At 59.0% G+C, this 25,736-nt stretch carries 24 protein-coding genes and 1 pseudogene; 2 read left to right on the forward strand and 23 right to left on the reverse strand.

Annotation, left to right across the window (positions count from 1 at the left end; all coding sequences use genetic code 11):
- The 22 genes and pseudogenes from ACOYQJ_RS21060 to ACOYQJ_RS21165 all read right to left on the reverse strand — a co-directional run bounded on the left by ACOYQJ_RS21060 (position 1) and on the right by ACOYQJ_RS21165 (position 22,154).
- Positions 1–933: a hypothetical protein gene (locus tag ACOYQJ_RS21060; protein WP_422907963.1), complete on the reverse strand. Its 933-nt coding sequence runs from the start codon at positions 931–933 to the stop codon at positions 1–3.
- Entirely contained in the window at positions 933–2,732 is a 1,800-nt protein-coding gene (locus ACOYQJ_RS21065) for an AAA family ATPase (RefSeq protein ID WP_422907964.1), read from the reverse strand. The genes ACOYQJ_RS21060 and ACOYQJ_RS21065 overlap by 1 nt, the downstream gene beginning before the upstream one ends.
- A gap of 9 nt (positions 2,733–2,741) precedes the next feature.
- Entirely contained in the window at positions 2,742–3,944 is a 1,203-nt protein-coding gene (locus ACOYQJ_RS21070) for a restriction endonuclease subunit S (protein ID WP_422907965.1), read from the reverse strand.
- On the reverse strand, positions 3,941–5,467 hold the full coding sequence (locus tag ACOYQJ_RS21075) for a type I restriction-modification system subunit M (RefSeq protein ID WP_422907966.1): 1,527 nt from the start codon (positions 5,465–5,467) through the stop codon (positions 3,941–3,943). The genes ACOYQJ_RS21070 and ACOYQJ_RS21075 overlap by 4 nt, the downstream gene beginning before the upstream one ends.
- On the reverse strand, positions 5,467–8,862 hold the full coding sequence (locus tag ACOYQJ_RS21080; RefSeq protein WP_422907967.1) for a DEAD/DEAH box helicase family protein: 3,396 nt from the start codon (positions 8,860–8,862) through the stop codon (positions 5,467–5,469). The genes ACOYQJ_RS21075 and ACOYQJ_RS21080 overlap by 1 nt, the downstream gene beginning before the upstream one ends.
- A complete protein-coding gene (locus ACOYQJ_RS21085; RefSeq protein WP_422907968.1) occupies positions 8,859–9,716 on the reverse strand; it encodes a BrxR family helix-turn-helix transcriptional regulator in 858 nt (285 codons plus the stop codon). The genes ACOYQJ_RS21080 and ACOYQJ_RS21085 overlap by 4 nt, the downstream gene beginning before the upstream one ends.
- 170 nt (positions 9,717–9,886) lie before the next feature.
- Positions 9,887–10,950 (reverse strand): annotated as a pseudogene (locus ACOYQJ_RS21090) (TrbL/VirB6 family protein).
- 12 nt (positions 10,951–10,962) lie between these two features.
- A complete protein-coding gene (locus tag ACOYQJ_RS21095) occupies positions 10,963–11,376 on the reverse strand; it encodes a hypothetical protein (RefSeq protein WP_299373967.1) in 414 nt (137 codons plus the stop codon).
- Positions 11,373–11,576 carry a hypothetical protein gene (locus tag ACOYQJ_RS21100; protein ID WP_114276217.1) on the reverse strand — a complete coding sequence of 68 codons (204 nt, stop codon included), beginning with the start codon at positions 11,574–11,576 and terminating at the stop codon, positions 11,373–11,375. The genes ACOYQJ_RS21095 and ACOYQJ_RS21100 overlap by 4 nt, the downstream gene beginning before the upstream one ends.
- Positions 11,573–12,559 (reverse strand): ATPase, T2SS/T4P/T4SS family, encoded by a 987-nt coding sequence (locus ACOYQJ_RS21105; protein WP_422907969.1) that lies wholly within the window; start codon positions 12,557–12,559, stop codon positions 11,573–11,575. Before ACOYQJ_RS21105 ends, ACOYQJ_RS21100 begins: the two co-directional genes overlap by 4 nt.
- 4 nt (positions 12,560–12,563) lie before the next feature.
- Positions 12,564–13,943, reverse strand: coding sequence for a TraB/TrbI/VirB10 family type IV secretion system protein (locus ACOYQJ_RS21110; protein WP_422907970.1), 1,380 nt, complete (start codon positions 13,941–13,943; stop codon positions 12,564–12,566).
- Positions 13,940–14,635 carry a TrbG/VirB9 family P-type conjugative transfer protein gene (locus ACOYQJ_RS21115; RefSeq protein ID WP_422907971.1) on the reverse strand — a complete coding sequence of 232 codons (696 nt, stop codon included), beginning with the start codon at positions 14,633–14,635 and terminating at the stop codon, positions 13,940–13,942. Before ACOYQJ_RS21115 ends, ACOYQJ_RS21110 begins: the two co-directional genes overlap by 4 nt.
- A 2-nt stretch (positions 14,636–14,637) precedes the next feature.
- Complete coding sequence (locus ACOYQJ_RS21120; protein WP_054540682.1) at positions 14,638–15,291, reverse strand: VirB8 family type IV secretion system protein; 654 nt, start codon at positions 15,289–15,291, stop codon at positions 14,638–14,640.
- A 17-nt stretch (positions 15,292–15,308) separates the two neighbouring features.
- Positions 15,309–16,118, reverse strand: a complete 810-nt coding sequence (locus tag ACOYQJ_RS21125; protein WP_422907983.1) for a type IV secretion system protein — start codon at positions 16,116–16,118, stop codon at positions 15,309–15,311.
- Complete coding sequence (locus ACOYQJ_RS21130; protein ID WP_422907972.1) at positions 16,118–17,272, reverse strand: lytic transglycosylase domain-containing protein; 1,155 nt, start codon at positions 17,270–17,272, stop codon at positions 16,118–16,120. The genes ACOYQJ_RS21125 and ACOYQJ_RS21130 overlap by 1 nt, the downstream gene beginning before the upstream one ends.
- Complete coding sequence (locus tag ACOYQJ_RS21135; protein ID WP_009815545.1) at positions 17,262–17,429, reverse strand: hypothetical protein; 168 nt, start codon at positions 17,427–17,429, stop codon at positions 17,262–17,264. Before ACOYQJ_RS21135 ends, ACOYQJ_RS21130 begins: the two co-directional genes overlap by 11 nt.
- Positions 17,426–19,801 carry a VirB4 family type IV secretion/conjugal transfer ATPase gene (locus ACOYQJ_RS21140; RefSeq protein ID WP_422907973.1) on the reverse strand — a complete coding sequence of 792 codons (2,376 nt, stop codon included), beginning with the start codon at positions 19,799–19,801 and terminating at the stop codon, positions 17,426–17,428. The genes ACOYQJ_RS21135 and ACOYQJ_RS21140 overlap by 4 nt, the downstream gene beginning before the upstream one ends.
- The gene (locus tag ACOYQJ_RS21145) at positions 19,791–20,069 is read right to left on the reverse strand and encodes a VirB3 family type IV secretion system protein (RefSeq protein WP_008282962.1); all 279 of its coding nucleotides are present in this window, start codon (positions 20,067–20,069) and stop codon (positions 19,791–19,793) included. The genes ACOYQJ_RS21140 and ACOYQJ_RS21145 overlap by 11 nt, the downstream gene beginning before the upstream one ends.
- Positions 20,062–20,346 (reverse strand): TrbC/VirB2 family protein, encoded by a 285-nt coding sequence (locus ACOYQJ_RS21150; RefSeq protein ID WP_037931816.1) that lies wholly within the window; start codon positions 20,344–20,346, stop codon positions 20,062–20,064. The genes ACOYQJ_RS21145 and ACOYQJ_RS21150 overlap by 8 nt, the downstream gene beginning before the upstream one ends.
- Positions 20,347–20,453: 107 nt before the next feature.
- Positions 20,454–21,068 carry a lytic transglycosylase domain-containing protein gene (locus tag ACOYQJ_RS21155; RefSeq protein WP_422907974.1) on the reverse strand — a complete coding sequence of 205 codons (615 nt, stop codon included), beginning with the start codon at positions 21,066–21,068 and terminating at the stop codon, positions 20,454–20,456.
- A gap of 43 nt (positions 21,069–21,111) precedes the next feature.
- Positions 21,112–21,480, reverse strand: coding sequence for a hypothetical protein (locus ACOYQJ_RS21160; RefSeq protein ID WP_422907975.1), 369 nt, complete (start codon positions 21,478–21,480; stop codon positions 21,112–21,114).
- A 461-nt stretch (positions 21,481–21,941) separates the two neighbouring features.
- Positions 21,942–22,154, reverse strand: coding sequence for an OTU domain-containing protein (locus ACOYQJ_RS21165; RefSeq protein ID WP_422907976.1), 213 nt, complete (start codon positions 22,152–22,154; stop codon positions 21,942–21,944).
- Positions 22,155–22,301: 147 nt separating this feature from the next.
- Here ACOYQJ_RS21165 and ACOYQJ_RS21170 point away from each other — a divergent pair, with 147 nt between their 5' ends.
- Together ACOYQJ_RS21170 and ACOYQJ_RS21175 are read left to right on the forward strand one after the other, a co-directional pair.
- On the forward strand, positions 22,302–23,906 hold the full coding sequence (locus ACOYQJ_RS21170; protein ID WP_422907977.1) for an RcgA family putative transporter: 1,605 nt from the start codon (positions 22,302–22,304) through the stop codon (positions 23,904–23,906).
- A complete protein-coding gene (locus tag ACOYQJ_RS21175) occupies positions 23,903–24,853 on the forward strand; it encodes an alpha/beta hydrolase (protein WP_422907978.1) in 951 nt (316 codons plus the stop codon). Before ACOYQJ_RS21170 ends, ACOYQJ_RS21175 begins: the two co-directional genes overlap by 4 nt.
- Before the next feature lie 35 nt (positions 24,854–24,888).
- On the opposite strand, the gene ACOYQJ_RS21180 is transcribed toward ACOYQJ_RS21175, so the two are convergent.
- A complete protein-coding gene (locus ACOYQJ_RS21180; RefSeq protein ID WP_422907979.1) occupies positions 24,889–25,584 on the reverse strand; it encodes a hypothetical protein in 696 nt (231 codons plus the stop codon).
- Positions 25,585–25,736 lie beyond the last annotated feature (152 nt).

Consider the following 25,736-nt stretch of genomic DNA (forward strand, 5'->3'; position numbering starts at 1 on the left):
TCAAAACAGTTCAGTTCTGCCATCTTCACCGATACGGACAGCCGATCCGATGCGGGAGTAAGCCGTTGATCCAACAGCAAATCTACTCCGAAGCCCTTGAGCGTGCTCGAAGTTGAGCAATGTAAAAGCAGCGGATTCCCCGGGGCCGTCCGCAGACAGGCCCGCCCCGATCATGACCCCGCCAAGGTCGGTCAGAACGTAACGGTCATGAAAGTCTTCCCCGCCTTGTTTCTCCGACCATGCGTAGAGTTCTATGTGATATCCGGGTGGCAGCAGGCCTCTCACCTGCGCGGATCCGTCTCGTGCGAGAACCTCGGCCGATGGGCGCGTATCGTGATCACGGAAGTGAATTCTGATTGCTTTTTGCTGCCCTGGATCCTGAGCGAGCCTAGTAAGCAGTGAGACTAGCGTAGGAAGATAATTGCCCTTCGTCGGACGGAGATCGAAATACGGATCGACGATGTCGATCTCTTTGGAGACCGCAGTAATCGTATGCAGGGCATCGGCAATCTGATCTGCGGTCCTGGTCACGTTACAACTGGTGGCTACTCCAAAAAGCGCGTGCGCGTCAGAGCAGTCGTCCGGCTCCAACCCTTCGGCGCAAGCAGCCTTTCCGGCGTCACATATTATCGCTTTGAACGGACGGGTGCCGTGTTCGCGTAGGGCGTTGTTGATCCAGTCGGCCTCGTGGTTATAGGCGCGGCTGAAATCAACGACCTTGTGCTTGGAGTTGCGCAGTCGTTCGACGATATCAGTCATTCGAATATCTGACACGCCAGCTTCTTTTGCGGCTTCGATGACTTTCTTTTCCCACTTGGTCGGGAAGCGCGAAATCAGCCGCCCCTTGTCGGCACCGAAGCGGTCGATCAGGTCCTTAAAGGTTCGCCAGTCCGCACCGATGGCTGCAGGCTCTACCGCGTATTCCGAAAGCATCAGAACAGTTCCTCGGCCCGTTCCGCGAAGAAGCCATTTGGCCATCGGTCTGCGAAATCACCATCGGCACTCACTCGGAGAGGACGGAAGCGGACCCCATCAACCGAATTCTCCACATAGACAACGGACAAATCGTCGGCTGTGAGACCGAGAACGCCTGGCGGTATCTCATTCTCCGTCTGCTCCCTCACGCGACGCAGCAACCGCAACATTATGTGCTCGCTGTGCGTCTCGATCAAAAGGCTGCGCTCGGGACCAACTGCCGGCTGTGGGCCTTGCGTCGCTTCGATGAAGAGATCACCAAGTCCGACTTGGATGGCCGGGTGAATATGCAGCTCGGGTTGCTCGATCGCGATCAAGCCGTCAGGATCCATCAAACACGCGACAACGACAGGCACCATCTGAGAAATGCCCACGCCAACGTCGCTTGGGGCAACCAGCACCCCTTTGTTCAGATCGAGCAACCGGAACTCCTTGACGGTCTTCAACGAAGCGTAGAGCTCCTGCAGGTCGCCAAGGTCGTCTTCATCGATGCCCCGCTGGAATAGTTGGTGGAACCGGCTGGTGCTGGGGACTTGCTTGAAGACGGTCTGTTGCAGCTGGTAGCCGGTCCTCAGCTTCAGATCGGAGGAGAGCCAGTCATTCACGCTCTCAAGCAGTTGCTCCGTGGTCTGGTTGTGAAGGACGTCCCAGGCAGCAAGGCCCTGCGCCCAACGGGACTCGTCAGGCGAAAGGCGTGGACGGTAGCCACGGCTGGGTATGTCGCGGAGCGGCCCGATGTAGGTCAGCGACTTTAGATAGTCGCGCAGGATCCGGACAGGGCCGAGAACCATCTCGTCCAGAAGCGCGCTCAACCCGGCACGGCGATTCGTCTCCAGGTCCAATTCGTCGGCGGCGCGCAGTTCGTCGCTGTCCGACAGGCGCGGAACGGAGGCGCCGCGCGCATAGCGCATCCGGATCAGGTTCTTGTCGAGTTCAACCAGGTCGAGCGCAAGCGGACGGTCCAGATCGGGCAACGCACCGAATTCGGTATCGACCTTGACCCGAAACCGCACGCGGTCGTTGACCTGAGCATCCGCCACGATCTGGCGCGAAAGTTCGTAGAGCTCGTTCCCGAGCGGCGTATTGAAAGGGTCGCCGTTCTCGGCCTCTGGATCATATCCGAGAGCCGTCGGCAAACCCTCATCCCAGTCTTCCGGTTCGTCGTCCGGATCGACAAGCTTTTCCAGCATCGGGTGCTGCCAGTTGATGTCGATCAGCTCGGCTTGGCCCTCCTGTGGGGGGGAGCGGAGCGCGGCAAATTCGTCACCATTCAGGTCGACCGTCAGCTTGGCGACATAAGGGCCTTGAATCAGGTCGCTCCAGGCCACCTCGATGCCAATACCCACCTCCTGCAGGACGGCGTAGGTTTTCATCTCGGTGTTCTCTCCGGCGATGTATTGCACCGGCAGGCTTGTGAACTGCGGGTCTGGCAGGTTGCCACCGGAATTGAGCGGCAGGCGATCACTGCCCTGATCGTCACCGATATCGAGATGCACCTTGATGTGGATGGACCGGCCGGTTTCATGTCCATGGACCAGGTTCGCGAAACCGCCGAGGTCGGTGAGGCCCCCGGCGATCGTCTGGTCCGGATCTGGGTTGTTGCGCTCGATTACTTCGCGCAGGTAGTGCAGCGCCTGCAGGATCGTGCTTTTGCCCGCGCTGTTCGGGCCGAAGAGCAATGTGATCGGCTTCAGGTCGATCCTCTGCCGTAAACCAACGCCCTTGAAATTTTCGATCTCGATCCGAGTCACACGCATTGCAGCACCTCAAAGCTCGCCGCGGAAAGCGCGTTGAGAGAGCGACTGGAACAGTTCCTCTGAGGATTCCAAATCTGCCTGCAGGTTTTGAGACATTTTGATCGCTCTCAAGAAAAACCTTCCAAAATCAGCTTGCTCGTCTTGGTCTGGCGCAAGGAACTCGATTTCTTGGAATTTTCCCTTGCTCACCATCCCCTTCATTGAGTTCGTTGAAGCGGCTTGGATTAGCGATTTTCCCACTAAGACCTGACAGTACAGAAAAAATGGGTCAGTGTGTTCGTGTGGGATCATAGCGTTAATCTGCTGATTAAACGCTACATCGCGGTTCGCTAATGCTGCGTTTCCGATAACCCTTGGGCTCCCCGCGATACAAGTCACAAGAGTGGAACCCTTCGGCGCTACCCGGCCAATTTCTCTGCCTCTTTCGCTTAGCCGCTCAATGGCCTGTGTTAGAAAATGGCTGGGCGTGTTGATATTGTCTGACTTGATCCACTCAATTTGATCACCGTAGTTTTCTGAAACCTTTCGAGGTGGTGTATTTCCAGTTACGACGCTAGCAATATCCTTTATCGGACGTTTGGGCAGTCCTTTGCTGTTACTTTGAGGTGAACCGAAACGGGACACAAATTCGGATTTGAGAAATTCATCAACATAACTGATCGCGCTTTGACGCCTTTCCCGAATGGAGTTCGCTTTATCCAAAATGCAAGCAATACTTCTCTGAACATCAAGAGGCGGGACCGGAATAGGAAGTTTCCGCAAGTCCTCAAAGTTGATCGCATCGAGGCCCGTTGTTTTCTTTGTGATTTTTTCGAGTGTGACCGTACGCAGATAATAGTAGAGGAACCTGTTGTCTATTGCATCGAGATCAGGAACCAATGCGCAAATATGGCTAACTATAATGGCATCAACGCCCAGAATGGCACGATGATTCAACGCAACCGATCCGCTTCTCGGAAGCAAGATAGAGCCTTTCGGTATTGGCTTCAGCCGCTTTGTTCCCGCAAACGCTCGATCAATCCGGTCGTCAACTTGAGTAAGATTTGAGGTAAGGTGGTAGCGGCCCAAATCCCGCATTCTAACGAAAGGGATGCCATCAGTGCTGAAAGCATCTTTCGACTGAGGTGCAGGCTTACCACCTACCACTTCAGCAACTTCACCTAGGTCAGCAACCTTCCATCCACTTCGGTTCGCGTTCAACTGAATGTTCATCCGAGCATGTCCTCAAGCTCGGCAATATCGATTGAAATTTTGGTGTTCAAATCTTTCATTTTGCTTAGAATGACGTCCGGTTCGTCATATGCCACGTCCTCAAGAGTACGTTCCTTGTGGCGGCTCACGGAGAGATCGTATCCGGAGTCTCTAATCTCTTGTGCAGAAACAAAGAAGGCGTTTGAGCTACGGTCCCTGTCCTTCTGCGGATCGCGAGAGCGCCAGCGATCTAGGCAGTCTGGGATATCATTGTCGGCGACTGGCTCCCGCTTGTCATCAAGCGATAGGCCATCAGCTTGGACATCATAAAAAAAGACGTCTCTAGTCGCCCCGCCCTTTGTGAATACTAGAATTCCAGTTGAAACGCCTGCATATGGTTTGAAGACTCCGCTGGGCAGCGAGATCACTGCCTCCAGCTGGTTCTGGTCGACCAGAAGCTGACGTAGCTGACGGTGTGCACCGGACGAGCCGAACAGGACCCCATCAGGCACGATCGTCGCCGACCGGCCGCCGGTGTTCAGCATGCGCAGGATCAGCGCGAGAAAGAGCAGCTCGGTCTTCTTCGTCTTGACCTGGCGCAGCAGCCCCGAATGCACGTCCTCGAAATCGAGGCTGCCCTTGAAGGGGGGATTTGCAAGGATCACGTCGAAGCCCTCGGTCGCCTGGCTCGGATACTTGTCCGTGAAGCCGGTGCTGAGCGTGTCCTGGTAGTGGATATCTGGATCATCCACCCCGTGCAGCATCAGGTTCATCGCCGCGATCCGCAGCATGGTCGCGTCGAAGTCGAAGCCGTGGAACATGTTGCTGCGGATATGCGCGCGGTCCTCGTCGCCGAGCTTGTCGCCGATATAGATCTTTTCGACATTGCCAGTGTCCGGATCGGTCTCCTCAATCACCGCCTCTGGCGAGGTATAGGTTTCGAGCAGGTATTCCATGACGCTGACAAGGAAGCCGCCTGTGCCGCAGGACGGATCGCCCACGACATCTGTCGGCTTCGGTTCGAGTAAATCGACCATCAGTCGGATGATATGGCGTGGCGTTCGGAACTGGCCGTTGATGCCGGCCGTTGTCAGCTTGCTGAGCAGGTACTCGTAGAGGTCGCCCTTGGTGTCACCCTCGGTTAGCGGCAATTCGTGGATCATGTTGACTGCCTTCACCAGAAGCCCCGGCTTCTGGATCATCAACTGTGCGTCCTTCATGAACTCGGCGAATGCCGTGCCGCTGGCGACCGTGCTGCGGAAATGTGGGAAGACCTGGTCGCGCACAAGTGGCAGCATCTGGTCGGAGCCCAGGTGACGGAACTGCGACCAGCGCAGGTGCTGCTCGTCCTCCTTGAAGCGGCGCGTGAACGGCTTACCGCTCCGCTTCTGGCGGTTCTCGTCCCGCGCCTCGTTGATGTCGAGGAGGCGCGCGTACATCAGGAACGTGATCTGCTCGATTACCGTCAGCGGGTTAGTGATCCCGCCCTGCCAGAATTCCGTCCAGAGCGCGTCGACACGCCGCTTGAGATCACCCGTGATCATTATTGTTTCCTTTCGTTCGGGTTTTCGTCTTCGCGCTCTTCGACCTCGGTGCCGAAGGAGCGCACGATGTTGATGAGATCGGCAATGTCGGCTTCGTCCTCGAACACGCCGTCCGGTCCGTCGGCATCGACCACGGTGAAGGGATCGTCATAGAGCCGTTCAACCTCAATCGTGCCGTAGCGCGCGATGTGGTTTTGCAGGAGCGCGAGAAAGCGTGTCTGCTTTGCGCTCAGCTTTGGATGCTTTTGGACAAAGGTTGTGAACTTTTCCCGCACCGCCTCGGAGTCCATCCCAACGATCATGCGGATGGCGAGGTAAAGCGGCCCGGCGGTCTCGCTAAAGAACTCCTCAAGGTGCTCTCGGCGCACATCCGGATGCTGGGTGAGTATGAGGGACACGAGCGAGTCGATTTCTCGGTCGGACACGGCTTCACCGGCACGGACCTTCTTCAAGACAGGATTGGTCTCGAAGTGCTTCTTGAGCTCCGCCTCAACGATCTGCTGATAGGCCTTCATGTCGACGGATTTCAGGGTCGCAGACCGACGTGCCAGATGCATCTGACTGGCATCCTCGGTGATATCGACCACTTTTGGAGGAACGCCCTGCGAGCCACCCTTCGCCCGGTGATGCATAATCCCGCGAAGCTGGAGACGCGCGTCCTCAAGGTCAGCGACAGTTACATCCTGCCAGAACGCATCCAATTTCACGCGCTTGATGACTTCCGCCTTCTCGCGGACCGGGTTCAGGTGCATCTGGAGGGATGACAGTCGGTCAAGGAGCTCGATTTTCAGGTCGGCAATCTCACCTGAGCCACGCAGCACCGCGATCTGCATGCGAGCAATGAGAAGATCGAGCGAAAGAGCGTCGCCGAAGCCACGGATGTTCCGCCACTGCATCAGCGGTGCGATTTCTTGGCGTAGTCTGGCGACGGTCGCCGGGGCGAATGCCTTCAAGACCTCGGGGCGTGATAGCGCGCGCTTCTCCTTCCATTTCTCTCGAACCGCGATCGACTCCTCCGGCAAGGCGTTAATGTCTTGCTCGACAAGTCCGATGGCGGTGTCGAAGGCCGCGATCTCGCTCTTCTGAAGGGCGACATCGGCAACGTTCAGCCGCTCCTCGAAGACCAGCTGGGCAAGCGGCTTGCTCTGCGTGGGTTCGGCGGGTCGATAGCCCATCTCGAAGCGGGCAAAGTTGCCCCAATGGTCGAAGATGCGAAACACGCTCTTGTTTTGGCCTGGTCCGAAGAGGTCTGGACAGAGACGCGTACCGCGGCCGATCATTTGCCAGAACTTTACGGGCGATTTGACTGGCCTTGCGAAAACAAGGTTCACGATTTCGGGTATGTCGATCCCGGTGTCGAGCATGTCGACCGAGATCGCGATGGTCAGATCGTTGTTGGTGCCTTCACCCTTGAAGTCGTCGATCAGTTGCTCGGCTCGGGTGTCATAGTTGTCGATCACCTGGCAAAATTTGCCGGCGTACTGCGGATACATTTCGTCGAAGATCTGGCGCATCAGCATCGCATGTTGGTGGTTGCGCGCGAATACGATGGTCTTTCCAAGAATCTGCCCCGTTGCATCCTTGATCCCGTTTTCCATAAGGTTTCTCAGGATCGTGCGGTTTGTATCCTTATTGTAGATGACCTTGTCGATCTGCTCCGAAGAGAAGTCATACTGTGCCGGGTCCTCTCCCTGGTCTTCCAGTTCCTGAATCTGCTGAGGAGAAAGGCCGTCGAGGGTGATGCCGTCGCGGAGAAACTGGGTCGTGTGCTCATAGACCTCGAAGGGGGTCAGGTAGCCTGCCTGTACCGCCTGTTCGAGATCATAATTCGACGTCGGAAGCTGTCCCTCGCATCCAAAGAGACGGAAGGTGTTGCGAGTGACGAAGTCGACCGGGGTCGCGGTCAGCCCGACTTGATGACAATCGAAATAGTGAAAGATGTCTCCGTAGACGTTGTAGATGCTCCGATGGGACTCATCAGCGATGATGAGGTCGAAGAAGCCGGGGTCGAACGACTGAAAGACCTTTTGCATCGCGGGATAGGTCGCGAGGAAGACGCGCTCATTGGCATTCGTCTTGACGCGCGAAGTGATGATCCGGGTGGGCTCGGAAAGGAAATCGTTGAAGGCGTTCTTAGCCTGCTTTCGAAGTTCCTTCCTGTCACAGAGGAACAAGACCCGCTTGACCCAACCGGCCCTTATCAGAAGGTCAGTTAGAGCGATCGCAACGCGTGTTTTGCCTGTACCCGTAGCTTGCACCACCAATGCCCGACGGTGCTTCTGGGAGAACCGCTCCGAAACCCGCTTGATCGCTTCGAGCTGATACAGGCGATCAACGATCTGTTCGCTGATCTCGACTGTGTCGAGGGGCTTCTTTTGATGGCGTTGATAGTTGGCCAGATGCTGAAGGCTGTCTTTCGAGTAGAAGCCGTAGAGCTTCCGTGGTGGGAAGTCCTGGGCATCGTCCCAAATCCAGATGTCGAAGCCATTCGTGTAGAAGATGACCGGGCGGTGACCAAACCTATTGTGGAGGCTATCTGCGTAAAGCTTCGCCTGGTGACGACCGAGTTCCGCATCGACAGAGGTCTTTTTCGCCTCGATAACGGCAAGCGGGTTCCCATTGTCATCCCAAAGCACGTAGTCGGCGTAACCAGTGCCTGTGGTCGTGGGTTGGCCGTCGACCTCGACTTCCTTGCCGACCTGAGCCGTGCTTTTGACACCCTCTGCGATATCCCAGCCGACACTCGCCAGCATGCTGTCGATGAGCCGTGTCCGGGTTTCTGCCTCACTAAACTGAAGCTCATCGGCCGCAGCCTGTGCCGAGCTTGCAAGCTGTTTGAGCTCTGCCGCTTCCTTCTGGGCCGCAGTTGCTTTCGAGCGCTCTTCTTCGAGCTCCGAAAGCAACGCATCCATCTGCGCTTCCTGAGCCGCCAGCTTCTCGAGGATTTGGCGCCGTTCCCTTTCCTCGACTGGGCCCGGATTGGCCGGTTGCTGGAAGGCGGGAAGCTGGTCTGCTTTCGCTTGCCCGTATCTGACACACATCCAGCGGGCCAGATCGTGTGCCTCCTTGAGCAGCCATAGTGCGTGTTGGCTCCTGACGGACTCGCCATGAGCGGCTTTGTTGCCGTGCATCCGCAACGCGTGAAGTTTGTCGAGTACAACCTTCGGCGTGATCGCGATAAAGGCGTCGTTCTTCAAGAGATCAACAAACGTCGGCAAGTCCGGCTTTGGCAGGCGGAGCTCGCGATAGATATCTTTTGTTAGGTTCTCCGCGAAAAGGCGGAGCTTGACGAGTGCGCTTGCTGGGTCAGCGTGAGCATACGACTCTGCAAACGCGCCTAGACCGGCAAGTTCAGGCCAGCCGTCACGTAGTATTTCGAAGTTGTTCGACTTCATGCCATCGCCTCCGCGAGCGCGGCGTCAAAGGCAGCTCGGTTGGCAACCACGACCGGGACTTCGTGGGGATTGTCCAGCTTGTCTGCGACATCTAGACGGAGACGCTTCAGGAAATAGTAGAGCAGCGCCTTCCGAACCATGACTTCGGAGCGCTCGTTCGTCATCTCATAGTCTTGAGCGATGATCGAGCGCTGGCTCTCGCTCAGGGCTGGGTTCGGTGCAAGCGCCACCGCGAAGCGATCATGCCAAAGCTTGTCGTCATTCGCAGACGCGCCAGACAACCCGTGCTTTCGGGTCTTCATGCATCGCGAGAGGATGAAGTCTTTGAACTTGTGGTCGATGTGACAGAAGGCACGAACATGCCACCGCAGTCCGTCATTGCCGAGGGCGTGGGGAGAAATCCGCCTCCACTCAGGGGTGGGCTTCTTGGCGCTCATAGACTGGTAGAAGACCTCGATGGAATGGCCTTCTCGCACGGCCTTGAGAACTTCGCGTAGGACGTCGGCCGCCACGCGCCGATGTGGAATAGGCAGGGCATCATGCTCGGGCACCGATGCAAGCCATGCTTCGGTAACGCCTGACGCCCCCCCGTTAGTCTCGCGCAGATGAGCGAGGTATATTGACGCATTGGGCTTCATGAAAACCGGCTTGAATTCGTCCGCCGCTTTGTAGCGCTTGGCGCTCTTGTCATAGATCAGGTTCCCCGGCGCCTTCTCCTCGTAGAGTGTCAGGTCCTTGGAGGCTTGGGGCACGGATACGCCGAACTGGTCTACGATATCGGCACGATTGATGCCGCCCTCCCAAAAGAGGCGGAATTCAATGAACTCCAATCGTTTTTCGACACCCCAGCGCATATCACGTCCTCGTTGAGCAGGTGGAGCGAGATCGTCCACCAGAATCGTTTGATGATGGGTATATAAACTATACGCATTTCTGAAATCAACCCCTTCGCGTGACTTTTTTGGGGGAGTTCACTTTTTGATCGCTACTGAAAAGCCGTTGCGTTGCTCGTCCTTCTGGGTCGTCATCGTCGCCCCAACCTTCCAAGCCTAGCCAGTTGCGCCAGCATCTGGGATCCTGCCCCGGGTGACCCAGTGCCGCTTGCTTGACCCGTCTGTCCCATGCCTTGCCGCACTGGCATCTGCTGCACACCGAAGAACTGCCGCGCTCTGAGGGCCGCGTATTCTGCGCCACTGGCACCGCCGATCAGGTAGCGGTTATAGGCTTGCTGGCTGCCCATGGCGGCGCGGGCGAAGCTGTAGCCGCCGCCGAGCCCACCGGAGAGGGCGGGCATCATAATGTTGCCGGAGATCGCGCGGACGATGAAGGGTGTAGCGATGATGAAGCCCTTGGCCATGAGGACCATCATGAAGAAGGGGATGAGCGCGCCGATGTTGGATGCCCCTTCCGGGTCGCCAAGCTCGCCAATGAGGGCGGATGATACACCTGTGATCGTTGCGAACACCCCTGCGACGACGATTGGGTAGAGCGCGAAGGAGACCAGCGCGCGAAATAGTCCTTGGTTACTTCGAAGAGGGTCAGGAAGATCATGACCGGGGCAATCCCGATCAGAAGAGCGATCATGAGGCGGGAGGCCACGAGGATAAAGGCGGCCAGCCCGCCCAGGATCGAAAGCAACAGCACCCCGACAATGTCGAGCATGGCCCCTGCCATCCAGTTCAGCTCGGACCCAGCGGCGTTGAGATAGTCCCCTAGTTCCGCGATCAATCGGTCGAATTCCTCCGCGAAGGTGCCAGAGGGACCCGGGGTGCCACCACCAACCGAAGCAACAAGCGCCCCTGCAATGCTGTCGATCCCGGTAAGGATTGCGGAGGAGAGCGCGTTGAACTGCACCCAGTTTGTCGCAAATATCCCGATGAGCCCGATCTTGACCGCGAGCCAAAAGGCCGTGCGCCCGTCCATCGCCTTGTACTGGTAGATCATGTTCAGGAAGACGAGGATCACCACGAGCGTTGTTCCCAAAACCAGGAGCGTGCCGACCGTTGCCGCGACCGACCCGAACTGCGTTTCAGCGGCGGTGTCGAGATAGCCCTGTGAGGTTTCAACGAAGTAGGTGACAACGCTCATTTCAGAGTTCCCCTACCACTTTCCCACTGCTTCGCAGATCGCTTGAGCTTCTGGTCGAAGATCACTTGCGCGGCGGTTGTAACTGTCTGACGCTTGCAGCATTTCTGAACGGTTCGCATTGGCGTGGTTTTCTTGGAAGGTGACTTCGGCGTTATCCCATGCTGGGAAGCGAAGACCGCAGTCGCAGGATCCGGTCTCAACGATCCGCTCCATGTTCTGTGCCCGGTAGATGTCCTGGACCAAGACACGCTGGTAGGCGTCTCGAAGGGCGATGTTCTGCATCCAGTCAGGTTCGCTCGGGCGTTCGGGGCAGACATCTGGAATGCTCTCAAGACTGGGGATGAGATTGCGCTCCGCCATTAGGGGCGATGCCATCAAGCCCAAACCGACTGACAGTAACAAGAAATGCGCTGCACCACGCTTCACCGGTTGTCTCCAAAATCGGCACCGTCGGAGGTTTCACGCTTCAGAAAAGCCGTGTGCCCGATATTGGCAAACTCCGACGAACTGATTGAGACCACCTCCCAGCCGATCTGGCCCTTCGCATTCAATGCCGCCTGCATCTCGATCAGACTGTTCTTACGGTCCATCGGGAAGGAGAGGATTTCATATTCAAAGGTCTTCATGCAGCTTCTCCAATCTGTTTCATGCCGGGGAGGTAGAATTCGGTGATGCCGCGTTTGCCGTCATGCCGGCCGGCCTGGATGATCACGTCGATGGAGTTCTCGATGTACTGGATCATGTCGGCATAGGTCATCGGAATCTCGGTCTTGAGCGCGGCGATCGCGAGCCGCTGGACGGCCAGTTGCGGGGTTTCGGCATGCAGCGTGGTCATGGACCCGCCATGGCCGGTGTTGATAGCTTCGAGAAAGGTCATGGCCTCCTTGCCACGCACCTCGCCCAGGATGATCCGGTCGGGGCGCATGCGCAGCGTGGCGGTGAGAAGCACATCGGTGGTCTGGAAGTCTGCGTCGCGATTGGCGATGAGGGTCACGGCATTGGGCTGGGTCGGCAGAAGCTCGGCGGCTTCTTCGATGGTGACGATGCGTTCCTCGGCCGGTACGTGAGAGAGGATCTTGCGCGCGGCCACGGTCTTGCCGGTGGAGGTGCCGCCCGAGACGATCATGTTGAGTTTGTTCTCGACGCAGAAGGCGAGCGCATCATCGATCAAACCCGCGGCCACCACGGCGCGCAAGGCGCGCTTCTTTTCCACGCGCAGGTCTTCGAGCTTGCGTTCTTTGCCATAGAGAAAGTCGAGCGCGATACCCTCGAGCGGCAGGCTTGAGAAGAACCGCAGGCTGATCGACATGGCCGAGAGCACGGCGGGCGGGGTGATGACCTGTGCGCGGATCGGGCGCCCCTTGTAGGTGATCGAGACCGAGACGATGGGGCGGTCCTTGCTCATCGTTGTATTGGCCGAAGAGGCGATCTGGTTGCCGAGGTCCCTGACCTGAACGCCCGTCAGCCTCTGGTCCAGCGCGCGCATGAAGTGATCGCCCTGGAATTCGCCCCAGCAGGTCCCGTCGGGGTTGATGCAGATCTCGATGACATCGTCGTGGGCGGCGGCGTCGATCCGGTCGAGCGAGGTTTCGAGATAGCTCAGCGACATGGGCTCAGAATATCTCCAGATCGCGGTCGACCATGACAGTGACGCGCGCGCCCTGGTCGACATAGATGACGGGGCCGATGGAGAGGTAATCGCCTATGACGCTGTCCGTGGCATCTGCCAGATCATCGCCAACGTCTTCGAGAACGTCGGCGGCAGTCTCATCCTGGGCCTCGGAGGCGGCGGCACGAGGTGCCGCGGAAATCAGCGAGATCAAGGCGGCCGACCCGAAACGCTCGGCAAAGCGCGTGTCCACGAAACCGGTGACGCCGGAGCGACCCAGTTCGTCGCCTCCGAAGGAGCTGATCTGGACGGTCTGGCCCGCGGGCAGGATGATCCGGTCCCAGGCGATCGTCACGCGGCGCTGCGCGATATCGACGCCGGCGCGATAGCGCCCGATGAGACGGGATCCGCGGGGGATCAAGAGGCGCGCGCCATCGACGCTGTAGACATCCTCGGACACCACGGCGCGGGTCTGGCCGGGCAGGGAGCTGTCGAGGGCTGTTTCCATGACGGCCTGGATCATGGTGCCTTGTAGAATCGTGTTGGAGGGATTGGCGATCACCTCGGCCTGCGTCACCGTCGAGGGCAGCGCCCCGTTCAGTACAAAATCCGTCACCTCGCCAAAAGTGCGTTCGGTCAGAGCCGTTTCATTCGCTCCTGAGGCACCGCCAAACGCGATGGTGGGCGAGGCGATGCGCCGCTTCTGGAAGGCGCGTTCCTCCGCGGCCCGGCGCTCCAGCTCGGCCATGCGCCGGGCTTCTTCCTCGCGGCGCAGTCGCTCTTGCTCGCGTGCGCGCAGCTCGTCTTCCGAGGGCCCGGCTGGGGCGGGTTGCGGGCGATTGGCTTCGAGTTGGACCAGCTCCAGATCCATGCGCAATTGCTCGAGGCTGCGATCCCGCGCCGTCAGTTCATCCTGGAAGCGCTGCTGTGCGGCTTCCGAGGCAGCTTGCAGCGCAGCGATCTGAGCGGTCAGCGCGTCGATCGCCTCTGCGGCGGCGGTGTCTTCCTCGACGACCGGTTCGGGGGCGTTGCGCAATTCCTCGATCTGAGCCTGCAGGGCCGTGATCTGCGCCAGAAGCTCAGCGTTGGGCGCGACCGGATCCGGCGCAACGAACACGACCTCGGGCTCGGGCGGGGGCAAGGTCTCGATGGTGCCAAAGCCGTCCCCTTCGTTCTGGAAGACGTCCGGGGTGGCCGTCGGCAAGGCTTCCTCTTCGTCGGGCTGTGAGAGGAGATAAAGCAGGGCACCACCTGCGCCGATGACGAGGACCACGATCAGCGCGAGAAGGGGCGACCGGCGCTGCGCCGCTGTGGGCGCGCGGGCACTGCCTTTTTCAAGGGCGGCGAGGCGTTTTTCCAGCTCGGTATTCCCGGGATCGCTCATGAAGCCACCTCCGCGGGCGGGATCGCCTCGATGCAGACCACCTCTTCGCCAAGTCGCAGGACCCATTGGCGGTTCACGCCGCTGACGCGTATCACGCCGTCCTCAGGGGTTTGCGTGTTGACCGTGCGTTCACGGCCGCCCGCGTAGCGGAAGATCGCTGGCACAGGGGCGTTTCTTGGAAAGGCGAAATACGTGAACGTCCCGTCATCCCAGATGCGCGTTGGCGTGAACCCGGTCCGCGCGCTGGCACCGTAATTGTAGTTCGGCGCTTGGGCGGCGATGGCCCGGGTCGGGCGCGCAGCGTCGTCCGGATAGCGGAACTGCACCACGTAGAAGGTTGGGCTGCGGACCTCCTCGACGTTGAAATAATAGCTGCGCCGGTTCGTGTAGACGGTCACATTGGAATGGACACCGCGCGCGACGGGCTTGATTGCAAATGCTTGGCCTCCGGGCACGCCATCGATCTCGAAACCTTCCGTGTCGCCTGCGATGATCGAGCGGATGCTTTCACCGATCCCAAACTCGATGGTGGTGACATGGGTGAGCGAGACGCTGAGACGGTAGACCTGACCCTCCTGGTAGGTGGCCAAGCGCACCCGGCTGTCGTTGGGACCGCCACGCGGGATGGCTTCGGCAGAGGCGAGGCCGGGCAACAGGGCAATGAGAAAAATAAGCGATCTTATAAACAACAACGTCAGTTCTCCAATCTGTCGGAGCGGATGGAATATTCGAGGACGGTGAAGCCGAATGGATTGGTCCAGACCTCATCGATGGAGCGGCGGGTCTCCGGGCGGAACTCGAATAGAAGCGTCGCAGTGAAGAGCCCGGTCTGGGTGCCGTTAATGGACGTCAGGCGCTTGCGCAGGCGGACCGTCGCGCGGTTGGTTCCGATCCGGTTGATGCTGAGGATTTCCACGTCGAGCCGAGCATTGGGGCCATAGACCGTCGGCGGGTAATTCTCGTTGGCGCTGTTCCAGATCTGGCGCAGCCCGCTTTCGGCTGCCCCGTCCGAGCGGCGCAGGACGCTGCGGATGCGCAAGTCGTTGTCGAGCTGGTTGTAGACCTCGCGGTCGGTCACATAGCGAAAGACCTCCGCCTCGATGATCGCCTGGTTGGCCGTCACCGAGGTCGCGCCCACGGAGGCCTCGGGGAGCGCAAAGCCGGTTGCAGGATCATAGGGCACGACCACGGGGGGCGGGTCGACATCGAGGATCGAGACAGCCGCGGCACTCAGACAGCCGATGATACCGAAGACAAGTCCCATCAGGCCAAGGCGTTGCCAGAGCCGTTCGCGGCGCAGCGCACCATAGACCAGTTCTTCCTCGATGATTTCTTGTTCAGTCGCCACCCGTCATGCCCCCACGATCAGTCTGCCCGGAGGTCTGGCAAGGTGAAATCCATGAAGCGCTGCTCTTCGGCGATGGTCGCGGCATCGATCACGCCGCCCGTGCCATCGCCCACGGTTTGCACAGCTTCGAGCTGCCACATGGCGACCAACGCAATGGCGAGCTCCGCGGTCACGCGCGTGTTGAGATCGATGCTTTCCTTGAGTTCGTCCATATCGTCGATGAGCCCAACAAGGCGGTCTACCCGCTCGAGCGACTGGCCGGCATCCTCATAGCTGTTCTGGGCCGCCGCCGAGACAAGGGCACCGGTGGTGGCCTGCGTCGCCACTCGGTTGGCGCCGGGATTGCCGCTTGTGGCCATTTCCGAAAGCGTGTCGTCGTCAAACCCGAGATCAGCCAGCACCCGGTCCATCTGGGTTTCGATCTCGCCCGCGCCAGAGCCGGAGAGGCCCGAGAAATCTCCAGTCTTGATCGCCTCAATCGTGGCGAGGATGTCCCCGAATTCCTGGTCGAGCAGGCCATTGAGTTCGTCTTCCAATTCGGTGCGGATGATTTCTGGAAGCTCGGCGAGGCGGGTGAGGGCCTCGTAGGTTCTTTGCAGCTCCGCGAGTTGGTCCGTGAGAAGGCCGAGCTGTTCGCGGAGCTGCGTCAGCTGCTCGTTTTGCAGAATCTCGTCCTCGATCATCTGCCGGAGCTGCTGGATGTTTTGCGCGATGTTCTGGGTATCGACGACGGGCACGCCCTGCGCCGCGGCAGGGGGTAGGGCGCTGAACTGCAAGCCAACGCCAAGTGTCGTGGCCAAAGCTGTCCTCAAGAGCAGATGTCCCATCATTCAATCTCCCTGATCGTAAAATCCATGAACGCGCCTTCGGCCATGTGGGCGCTGGCCTGGGCCAGCTCCTCGGCAGAGAGGACTAGGGTGCGTGCAGCCTGAAGCCGGATGCGTGCAGCGACGAGGCGCACGAGTTCGGCGCGGGCATAGGTGTTGAGTGCGATGCTTTCTTGCACGTCTTCAGTTTCGGAAATCCGTTCGACGATATCCGCAATACGCAGGGCGGCTTGGCGGATCGCGGCTGGTGAGTTGCTGCCATAAAAGGCCGCCCCATGACCCGTGAAAGAGAGGTTGGCATTGGCGAGAAGCGCTGGATCGATCGTACCAAGCGCATCGATCCCGCCGATACGGCTTAGATAGAGATTGTAGCGTTCAGGGATGACCGACACGTAGTGCTGGGTCTCGCGGAAGGGTGGCACGCCGCCATACTCGAAAACCCGGCCGGGTCCGGCGTTATAGGCCGCGAGGGCGTTGATGATGTTGCCATCGAATGTGTTGAGCTGGGTCGCGAGATAGCGCGCGCCGCCATGCACCTGAAGGTAAGGGCTGTCATAGTATTCCGGGTTGATGCCGAGATCGCTGGCGGTGCCCGGCATGATCTGCGTGAGACCATAGGCGCCGACGGGAGAGCGTGCACCGATGGTGAAACGGCTTTCCTGCCAGATCAGCGCTTGCAGCAGCGCGCGCCACTGGACGGGGGAGAGCCCTGCGCGGCCAACACCCGCAAAGCCGCTGGTCTCCTGAGCCACGCGGATGATGAGCTGTTCGATGTTTTCCGCAGCATCCCCGAACATCTGCGCGCCGCCGGGATTGGGATCGATCTCACCCGTGCCATAGACGGCTTCCACGGCGCGGTCGGGATCGCCGCTGCCGCTTTCCAGCCCCGAGACCATAGCCGGCAAGCCCTGACCGCCGAAGCTGGTCTGGGCATCGAGGATGCGCTGCAGGGTTTCCAGCTGTTCGCGCTCGATCTCGGCAATGAGTTCGCGCACTGCAAGCTTGTCGGCCTGAACAGCCAAGTCTGCCTCGCGGTCGCCGGTCTCGACGATGTCACGCGCGGTCAGCCCACTGTCATTGGTCGGCACGCCTTGAGACAAGGCGAGACCGGGCAGCAGGCAAAACGCGAGGATATGAGGCAGGCTAGACTTCAACGTCGCCCTCCGGCGCGCCGAGCGGTGCGAAGTGGCAATCCTGGGCTGTCGCTGCCGTCGAGGCGAGAAAGGAAAAGCAATTGGCCTGCGGCTCCCGATACTGGGTGCAGGAGGCCAGCGCGCCGAGCGCAGCCAAAGCGATAAGAATACGGATCATGAAAGCCTCCAGAAGTCGGCGCGGTCGCGGTAATCGGCGCCGACGAGCGCCTCGCCTTTCTCCATGCCGCCGAGGATGGTGAGATTGGGCCCAAGGGCACTGAGATCGGCATCGATGACGATTGAGCCCTGATCGTCGCGGATCAGCGCGAGGCGGCTGTTGCTGCCCGTGTTGAGAAGGACGTCGAGCTCCTTCTCCGTGAGGTTCAGCATGGCGTAGTCCGCAGGCTGCGCGCGGATATTGGGCAGCAGGATCTGCGTCGGAACGGCTTCGACGATGGTCTTGCCGGTCCGGGTGCGCTCAAGCTGGCTGGCATATTGCGTCATCATCACCGCGACGGTGTTCTGCTTGCGCGCAGTCACGAGCCAGTTCGACAACCGTTCGGCGAAATACGCGTTATCGAGGGCCTTCCAGGCCTCGTCGATCACGATGATGGTGGGGCGGCGGTCCTCGATCTCGCGCTCGACCCGGCGGAAAAGATAGGAGAGAACTGCCATCCGCTCCTTGTCGGCCTCGCTGTCGAGAATGCCGGTCAGATCGAAGCCCACGACATCGCCCTTGAGCGAGAACGTGTCCTCGAGGCTCTGCCCGAAGATCCACCCGTAGCGGCCGTCTTCGGTCCACTCGAGCAGGCGCTGGTGCAGATCGCCGCCGTCATCCGTAGACACAAAAAGCGATGCGAAATCCCGCCAGTTCCGCAGGGCCGGATTGGAGGCCTGGGCATTCTGGCGCACGACGTCCTGGATGCGGTTGGTCTGTGCGGGCGTCAGGGGCTTGTCAGCGCGGTAGAGCAGGGCGGCAAGCCAATCCGACAGCCAGGCGGTGCCGCGCGCATCGGTCTCGGTCCAGAGCGGGTTGAGGCCCGTGGGCTGACCGGCGTTCAGGGACGCGTAGCGCCCGCCATTCGCGCGGACCGCCATCTCCATACCGAGACGGTAGTCGAAGACGAAGACCCGGGCGCCCGCGCGACGGGCCTGGGTCATCAGGAAGGCCGAAAGCACAGACTTACCTGACCCGGGCCGCCCCATGATCAGGGTATGGCCGCTGGTCGGTTCTTTGTCGGGGCTGCCCTGCTCGTGATAGGAAAACCGGTAGGCGCTCTGCTCTGGGGTGGGCAGATAGGTGACGACCCGGCCCCAGGGGGTAAGTGCTGCGGGTTTGCCGAGCTGTGTCCGGTGAAAGGCCGCAAAATCCGCGAAGTTGCGATTGGTGACGGCGCTGGCACGCACGCGCTTGGGCTGGTTGCCGGGATGCTGGCTGAGATAATGCGCTTTGGCCGCGACCCGCTCGCCGATCATCTTCACGCCCTCAGTCGCGGCGGCATTGACGATCTCGGCGCTGAGGGTCTGCAGCTCTTCGAGCGTGTCGCAAAAGAGCGTCACGACCATATGGTGTTCGCCGAAGCTTTGGCGCTTGGCTTCGAGATCATCGGCGGCGATGTCGAGGGCTTCCAGGAGCGAGAGGGCCGCATCCTGGCTGGCCTGCATCTGGCGCTTTTGCCGCTTGATGCGGCCCGCCATGAGGTTCGAATTGATCGGCGTGAAGGAGTGCGTCACAATCATGTCGACCGGCAGGTTCAGCATGTCGAACATGGTGCAGGAAGTGCCTTCCGAGTATTCTCCGATGGTGAAGCTCTTGCCGTAGCGGTGGCCCACGACGCCCTCGGAAAGCTCGAAATGGTCGCCGTGAAACGTCACGCGGGTATTGGCGACGTTGAAGGACAGAAAGCCGTAGGTGTTGGCCGGGTAGAGCGGCAGCTCGGTGCCCGTGTTGAGCGCGCCCAAAAATCCCACCAACTCTCCCGATCCGGCTGACAGCAGGCGCGGCTTGAGCTCGGTGAGGCCGGACAGAAAGACGTTCACGGCCTCACCAAGGCGCTGCAGGCGTTTGCGGGTCTCCTCTCTCAGGCGGTCCGGCGCGCTGCGGCTGAGGAACGGCAGGAGGCTTTTCGGGGGTGGGCGGTGAATGACGGTGAGCGTCAGTGTTTTGTCGCGCAGCCCGCTGGTCTCGAGTTTCACGCGCCAGCGCCGGTCCACCTCGCCCGCGAAGCTGTCCTCACGGATCGGGTCGAGATCAGGTTTGATGGCCTTGGAGACCTTGTGGACGTAATAGCTGAATTCCGGCCCAAGCTGCGCGACGATGCGGGCAAAGAGCGCCGTCACCTTGTCGAGATAGGCATCGTCGGTCGTGTAGCTGTTGATCCCCTCGAGCCGGATGCAGCGGAAGAGTTCGTTCACCCGGGTCCGCACGGTCTGGTCGTCGACGAGGCTCACATAGGGCAGCATATGCGCGAGGCGGGTCTCGCGCGCATACCAGTCTGGCGTCATTGTGCGGGCATCGAGCGCAGCATCACGGGCGTCATCACGGGGCATAGCTGTCCCCGCCATGAATGGACCTGTTGCGCGTGGGCGGTGTCTCCTGCAGCGCCGTCATCATCACGTCGATGAAGCGCGGGTCCCAATCCGCGGCCTTCCACAGCACCGGATAGAGCAGGGCGGCGAAACCCAGCACCGCGATGTGCTGGACCCAGACGAACAAGAGCACCGAGCCAAAGAGCCAGACCATCGCATACATAATGGGCAGGCCCAGAAGCTTCGGCGGGCGCACGAGGCCGAGAAAGAGAGGCGAGCGCTCAGCCACCGGCAAAGACCGCAGCAACGATGGTGGGGGCAGCCGCGACACCGGCGATGCCGACAAGCACCCAAAGCGCTTGGCGCAGGTCGATGATGTTGAAGAACCAGCTCAAAAAAACGCCGAGGACCGCGAGTGTGGCGATGACCACACCAAGAGGTCCGGTCAGCGCATCGACAATACCCTGCAACAAGCTCTGGATCGGGGAGAGATCGATGCTCTGTGCAAGGGCGGGCTCGGCAATGAACAAGAATAGCGCCAGCGAGGCGACAAAGAGGTTTGAAATCCAACTTGTTTGGAAAAAGCGGTATCGCCAATGCACTGCCGCGCTGAGCGCTCTCGTGACATTGCCGATAAGTGCTTTGAGGAATAATTTCCAAAAAGGTTGGGACATCATGAATTTGATCCTTCCAATCGGGCCACGACAGCCATGACGCGGGCCACATGGTTCTGGGTTTCTCGGTAGGGGGGGACGCCGCCATACTGGCGGACCGCATCGGGTCCGGCGTTGTAGGCAGCCAGCGCCAGGTGCGGATCGCCGAACGTCTCCAGCATCATCGCGAGGTAGCGGGCGGAGCCGTCGAGGTTCTGCAGCGGATCACGCGGGTCGACGCCGAGGTCGCGCGCGGTGTCGGGCATCAGCTGACCAAGGCCAATGGCGCCCGCATGTGAGATCGCATCCTGCCGATAGGCGCTCTCAACCTCGATATTCGCCCGATAGAGAGCCAGCCAATCCGTCACGGAAAGCCCCGCGCGACGCAGGCCGGGATGGCCGGCATAGCGCAAGGCCGTGGTCTGAATCCCGGAGAGGACATCGGCGCGGGGCAGGGGAGTCAGGCGGGCAAGGGCCGCGACTTGGACGCCCTCTTGCTCGGCCTCTACCTCGCCGAAGATCGCGATCCCATCGGAGGCCGATCCCTGACCAATCCCGTCATTGTAGTTCCGGGCAAAACCGCTCTGAGACCGGGATGGGGTCAGAGAGCCGTCGCTCTCCATGACCAGCACCATTTGCGCTGAGGCTGGCGCGGCGACGAGCCAGAGGCATACGAGGCTAGGTGTCAGCGCCCTTGTCTGATGGGGCTTTGTCTGACGGCGCAAGTTTGTGCGTACGGCTTGTACCCGCCTCAAGCGGCAGGTCGACATGCGCAAAGCCAAGGCCAATGAAGAATGACACCACGCCAGAGATCGTCTTGAACTCACGGATCTTGATATCGTTGTAGGTCGTCCGCGTGCGGGCGGTGACGAGGAGCTTTTCCACCCCGTCATCAGAGACAACACGCATGATCCAGACCCCGTAATAGCTGGGGCCTTTCTTATGTGCCGACTCCTGGCACAGGATTTCAGCGCTATAGCCGCTTTCCACGAGCTCGCGGAACCTGGCTTCCGTAACCACATTTGGTGCTTCGATGTCCCAGTTCATGGCCCGGCTCACGCTTTCTCCAATGGCGCGACCCCAGGCATTCCTACTTGAAGCCCAGAGTTACGATAGTATATTATCAACCGCAAGATATATTACGGATGATACGGCGATATATTGCTCACACAGACATGCGAGCGCTCGCTGTCGTATAGCAACGAAAGGTTGGGTTTGAGAAGTGTAAGGTCGACACGCTCGCTCTGGCTGCAACTATGGGCTCTGCTCGCATTCAGCGTAATCGCATCTGGTGCGCAGGCCTGTCTCGCGCCTGCCCGTCCATTCGTTCCAGTCGACCCAAGCATAGCACGTGAATATGCTGAAATCATTCGGGCGGAATTCGAGGACTATTTCTCAAACGTCCAGAAGTACTTCCGGTGCCTCGACGCAGAGCGGGCGCGTCTATTTGACGAGGCAGGGGAGGTTAGCGAGGAGTATGCGCACTTCCTGCGTAGGGTCGAAAATGACTAGCCGCGATCTGCGGAAGACGGCCGCGGTGTCAAAGCTAACCGATGAACGTTGTTTCGAGGTAGGTCGTGCCACAAAACAGCAGTTTGACCGGTATCCCAAAGATACTCGACACCAATGGTCTTCCCGGTGGCGACGCAGATCATCTTTGCGATGGCGTGCGCTTCACGCGGTTCCTCGTCCTGTGATTTTTCTGCGTTTTCTGCGTCCATGGGTTCGTTCCTTGTCAAAACCGCTCCGGCAAGAAATCGCGAAGCACAACCAAAACGGGTGTATAGTCATCTGTTTTCTTGCTAAAGAAATGAAGTGAAACCGGGCGCAAGCGAACGAAATGGAATGAACTAGGCGGATGCAAGGCATTGATTTTGAATGGTAAAAAATATTTACCTCCGCCCGATTTAGATTTGGGACTTAAAGAGCTGTTCCGACAGGCGGTTTCGTTTGGGACGGGGCGACCGGTGGACAAGGATGGTCTTCCTGATGGCCCGTGGACACCCCAATTGCTCGCCGAGGAGATTTCCATGCTCGATGCGAATTGTTCGGGTGTCGATCTCCGCACCGTACAGCTTTGGTTCCAAGACAATGTGAAGGGGATCAGCGCGTCCAACATCCGCTGGCTTGCGCGGATATTCGGATGTGGTGACCCGGATGCGACAAGTAGATGGCAAGTCGCGTTGGGCGCTGCTCAGAACAGATTGGTCGTCGAAAGACGGAAGCGGCGACACAAACCGGATGATACCGTGTCGACTGGATGCAATGAAGTTTTGCCCTCAGACGGTCATGTCGCCGCACCCGAACAGGTGCGGAGGTCTGGCATCGTGCATCTGTCGGAATCCATGTTTCTAGGCGGCAATCCACTCTGCGCGATTGTGGTTCTCTGGGCTTGTCAGGCTTTGCTCATTTTCGCGAGTTACATCGTTGGATCGCACATCGTAACGTACAGCCCAGTTGATGGTGCCTCAAAGCAGGTGGGTCTCCTTTGGTCTCCAAATTGGCTTCTGGACAGACTGCTTTGGCTGCCGATCATGATCCTCTTGGCTTCCGATCTGATTCAGCGGTGGCGCGATGAATGGCGCCCGGCTCTGGCCGTTCAGCAAGAGCAACTGGATTCGAATACGGATTGGGCACGCAAGCTTGAAGCATATGGGACGGCGTTCTGGGCCATCTTGATTGCCAGCGTGGGCATTGTGTTTCTTGTTCAATGGTACGGGGCGTACTTGCGGCCCTTGCTGAGGAATGACGTTGGTGACCGGGTTGTGGACTGGTTGCTGGTTGCGACCGTGCGACCAGAGGCCGTGGAGATCTCAGAAGCGATCGTTGTCTCTGGCTTTGCCAATCTGGTGTCCGGAGGCGCGTATTGGCTCCTGTTCACAGGGCTATTGATGATTTTCATTCTCGTGAGCGACTTCGCCGCAATTTGCCGGGTGCAAGATCGCCCGCACAACAACGATGTCATCCGTCATGCGACCAAAGTCGGCGCAAGGATAGCAAGGCGCGTCTTCTGCTATTCTGTGATGGCCATCTTGATTGCGACGCAGATCAAGTTGGTTGCACTCTACCTGATGACTGACACCAGCCACATCGTTTCGTGGCTGGTAGGAGACGCATCGGCCTTCTTCGGTTTCCGGACATTTGAGTGGAACTGGCTCGACAAGGCCCCGTCCGCTTCCATCACGAGCTTCTTTGTGCTGTTCGTGCCGTGCTTCGTTTACGCAATATGCGCCATTCGCATACGCGGCACATTGGGTATGCTTGCCACGCAAGAAAGTCTTGAAGAGGCAAACATCCCTTGGTGGGAGTTCAATGCGATCATTGTTCTTCTGGTGATAAACTTCTGGTCGTTGGGCCAGTTCGATGGCTTCTCGGTGCTGCTGTGTTTCAGCGTTGCCTTTGCTTTATTCAGCCTGATCCGACGCGGTGTCTTCATCAACAACCGGGCCACAATGCTAGGGACACAAAAATGATGGCGCCAGCTCCATTCTACCCGGAGATTGCAGAGGGACCTGATAATGGGAGCTGTTTTTGGGTTGGAACCGGCGACGGCTTGCGCTTGCGCGTTGGATATTGGAAGGCGACGGGGAGGACGAAAGGAACCATTTTTCTTTTTCCTGGGCGAACCGAGTATGTTGAGCTCCAAGGGCGCACAGCCAAAAGCTTTGCAGACCGGGGGTTCTCGATATGCACGATTGACTGGCGCGGTCACGGGCTTTCAGATCGCGTTCTTTCCAATCCCGTCACTCTCCACGTGAACCGCTTTTCCGACTACCAGTACGATGTGGCGGCAATCATAGCGGCGGCATCGGCAGTCGACATGCCGAAGCCCTGGTTTCTCCTCGGGAATTCCATGGGTGGATGTATTGGATTGAGAGCATTGCTTAGCGGCGTATCTTTTTCAGCATGCGCCTTCACGGCACCGATGTGGGGCCTCAGGATGTCGCGGGTTCAAAGTGTTGTTGCTCGGCCGGTTTCCTGGGCCGCGCAGGTAATCGGGCAAGGAGAACGTTACGTGCCCGGCCATGATGGGAACAATTATGCACTGAGCAATCCGTTCGAGGGGAACAGGATCACACGTGATCCCACAAACTACGAATATTGGGTCTCGCAAGCGCGATCCAAACCATGCCTTCAAACGGCCGGCTCAAGCATGCAGTGGCTTCATCAGAGTTTGCTGGAGTGTGGTCACCTTTCAAAGACACATCCTCCAGATGTCCCTTGCATCGCCTTTTGTGGAGAGCAGGATGGCGTTGTGGACATTGAGGTGATCCGAGATCGTATGAATGCGTGGCCCAATGGACGCTTTGAGTTGATGCCAGGGGCACGGCATGCGCTGTTGTTAGAGGTCCCGAAAATCCGTGAGACGGTGATCTCTGAGATTTCTGATCACTTCGAGAGCATTCAGATTGCGGTCTGAGCCTGGCATGCAAGGGCGCTTTGTATCAAACCGGCTCAGTAGTTGACTTGTTCGAACCCGTAGTTGCCCTCGTAGTCACGCCACTCGACGAAGACTGATCGGTGGAAGATGCCTGGACAATGCTCTCCCCATCGTTCGAGACCAACGTGAGCGGCGGGAAGGGCGGAGACGGAAGACCTTTGCCAGGCGAAGTCACCTTGGGTTCCATAGGTGCCGAGAACTACGGTCGCGCTTCGGTTGCAGTCACCATCGCGCCCGGACTCGTGCTGTCGTGCATACCGTACATCGAAGACGCGAATGGACCGCACGAAATTGAACTCAGGTCCGCTGATATCAATGTCCGCGCGGTCCTGAACAAGTCGCAAGGTGAAGCCTTTAGGAACGAGATTATCTACTGGCAAGGATTGGAGCGGTCGACGGCTGCCGGTCTTGAACAAGGCTTCAAAGATGCGGTCAGCGTTGTTTGATTGCCGATCGCTCTCATAGGACGCGCCCATGGGACAGCGCCAGATCTGCAGTGGGGGTTCCACCGGCCAAGGCGTAATCCGCCGGATGAATTCGGCGCGGGCTCGGGCGCAAGGGACGGAAGCAGGCCAGCCGCCAGATAGGCACAGGAGGATCGCGCAATCGATCGGGTATGTCTGCGCGCGGGCGGGTACCGGCAGCGAAAAACCTGTCACGGTCAAAGCGACTGCGACCGAGGGGAGGAGCTTCTTGAGTAAATGGCGCATGCTGAGGAACCTCCGTGACAGGAGTCCAGCATACATACGATAATATACTATCGCAACACGAAGTATAAAGACGCATAATGAAGTTTATGTTAAATACCATGATTGCTGGTCTGGGAGAGTACCGTAAAGTGTGGGGCAGTTGAATTTTGGGA

It is taken from the genome of Pacificoceanicola algae, from assembly GCF_049341065.1.
Taxonomy (GTDB): domain Bacteria; phylum Pseudomonadota; class Alphaproteobacteria; order Rhodobacterales; family Rhodobacteraceae; genus Pacificoceanicola.

Excerpts from the sequence above, each read along its gene's own strand:
- ACOYQJ_RS21075 (WP_422907966.1), bottom strand. The coding sequence starts at position 5,467 with ATGATCACGGGTGATCTCAAGCGGCGTGTCGACGCGCTCTGGACGGAA.
- ACOYQJ_RS21155 (WP_422907974.1), bottom strand. The coding sequence starts at position 21,068 with ATGGTGCTGGTCATGGAGAGCGACGGCTCTCTGACCCCATCCCGGTCT.
- ACOYQJ_RS21100 (WP_114276217.1), bottom strand. The coding sequence starts at position 11,576 with ATGAAGACCTTTGAATATGAAATCCTCTCCTTCCCGATGGACCGTAAG.
- ACOYQJ_RS21105 (WP_422907969.1), bottom strand. The coding sequence starts at position 12,559 with ATGTCGCTGAGCTATCTCGAAACCTCGCTCGACCGGATCGACGCCGCC.
- ACOYQJ_RS21070 (WP_422907965.1), bottom strand. The coding sequence starts at position 3,944 with ATGAACATTCAGTTGAACGCGAACCGAAGTGGATGGAAGGTTGCTGAC.
- ACOYQJ_RS21080 (WP_422907967.1), bottom strand. The coding sequence starts at position 8,862 with ATGAAGTCGAACAACTTCGAAATACTACGTGACGGCTGGCCTGAACTT.
- ACOYQJ_RS21085 (WP_422907968.1), bottom strand. The coding sequence starts at position 9,716 with ATGCGCTGGGGTGTCGAAAAACGATTGGAGTTCATTGAATTCCGCCTC.
- ACOYQJ_RS21165 (WP_422907976.1), bottom strand. The coding sequence starts at position 22,154 with ATGGACGCAGAAAACGCAGAAAAATCACAGGACGAGGAACCGCGTGAA.
- ACOYQJ_RS21065 (WP_422907964.1), bottom strand. The coding sequence starts at position 2,732 with ATGCGTGTGACTCGGATCGAGATCGAAAATTTCAAGGGCGTTGGTTTA.
- ACOYQJ_RS21180 (WP_422907979.1), bottom strand. The coding sequence starts at position 25,584 with ATGCGCCATTTACTCAAGAAGCTCCTCCCCTCGGTCGCAGTCGCTTTG.
- ACOYQJ_RS21135 (WP_009815545.1), bottom strand. The coding sequence starts at position 17,429 with ATGATCCGTATTCTTATCGCTTTGGCTGCGCTCGGCGCGCTGGCCTCC.
- ACOYQJ_RS21160 (WP_422907975.1), bottom strand. The coding sequence starts at position 21,480 with ATGAACTGGGACATCGAAGCACCAAATGTGGTTACGGAAGCCAGGTTC.
- ACOYQJ_RS21060 (WP_422907963.1), bottom strand. The coding sequence starts at position 933 with ATGCTTTCGGAATACGCGGTAGAGCCTGCAGCCATCGGTGCGGACTGG.
- ACOYQJ_RS21125 (WP_422907983.1), bottom strand. The coding sequence starts at position 16,118 with ATGGGACATCTGCTCTTGAGGACAGCTTTGGCCACGACACTTGGCGTT.
- ACOYQJ_RS21140 (WP_422907973.1), bottom strand. The coding sequence starts at position 19,801 with ATGCCCCGTGATGACGCCCGTGATGCTGCGCTCGATGCCCGCACAATG.
- ACOYQJ_RS21110 (WP_422907970.1), bottom strand. The coding sequence starts at position 13,943 with ATGAGCGATCCCGGGAATACCGAGCTGGAAAAACGCCTCGCCGCCCTT.
- ACOYQJ_RS21175 (WP_422907978.1), top strand. The coding sequence starts at position 23,903 with ATGATGGCGCCAGCTCCATTCTACCCGGAGATTGCAGAGGGACCTGAT.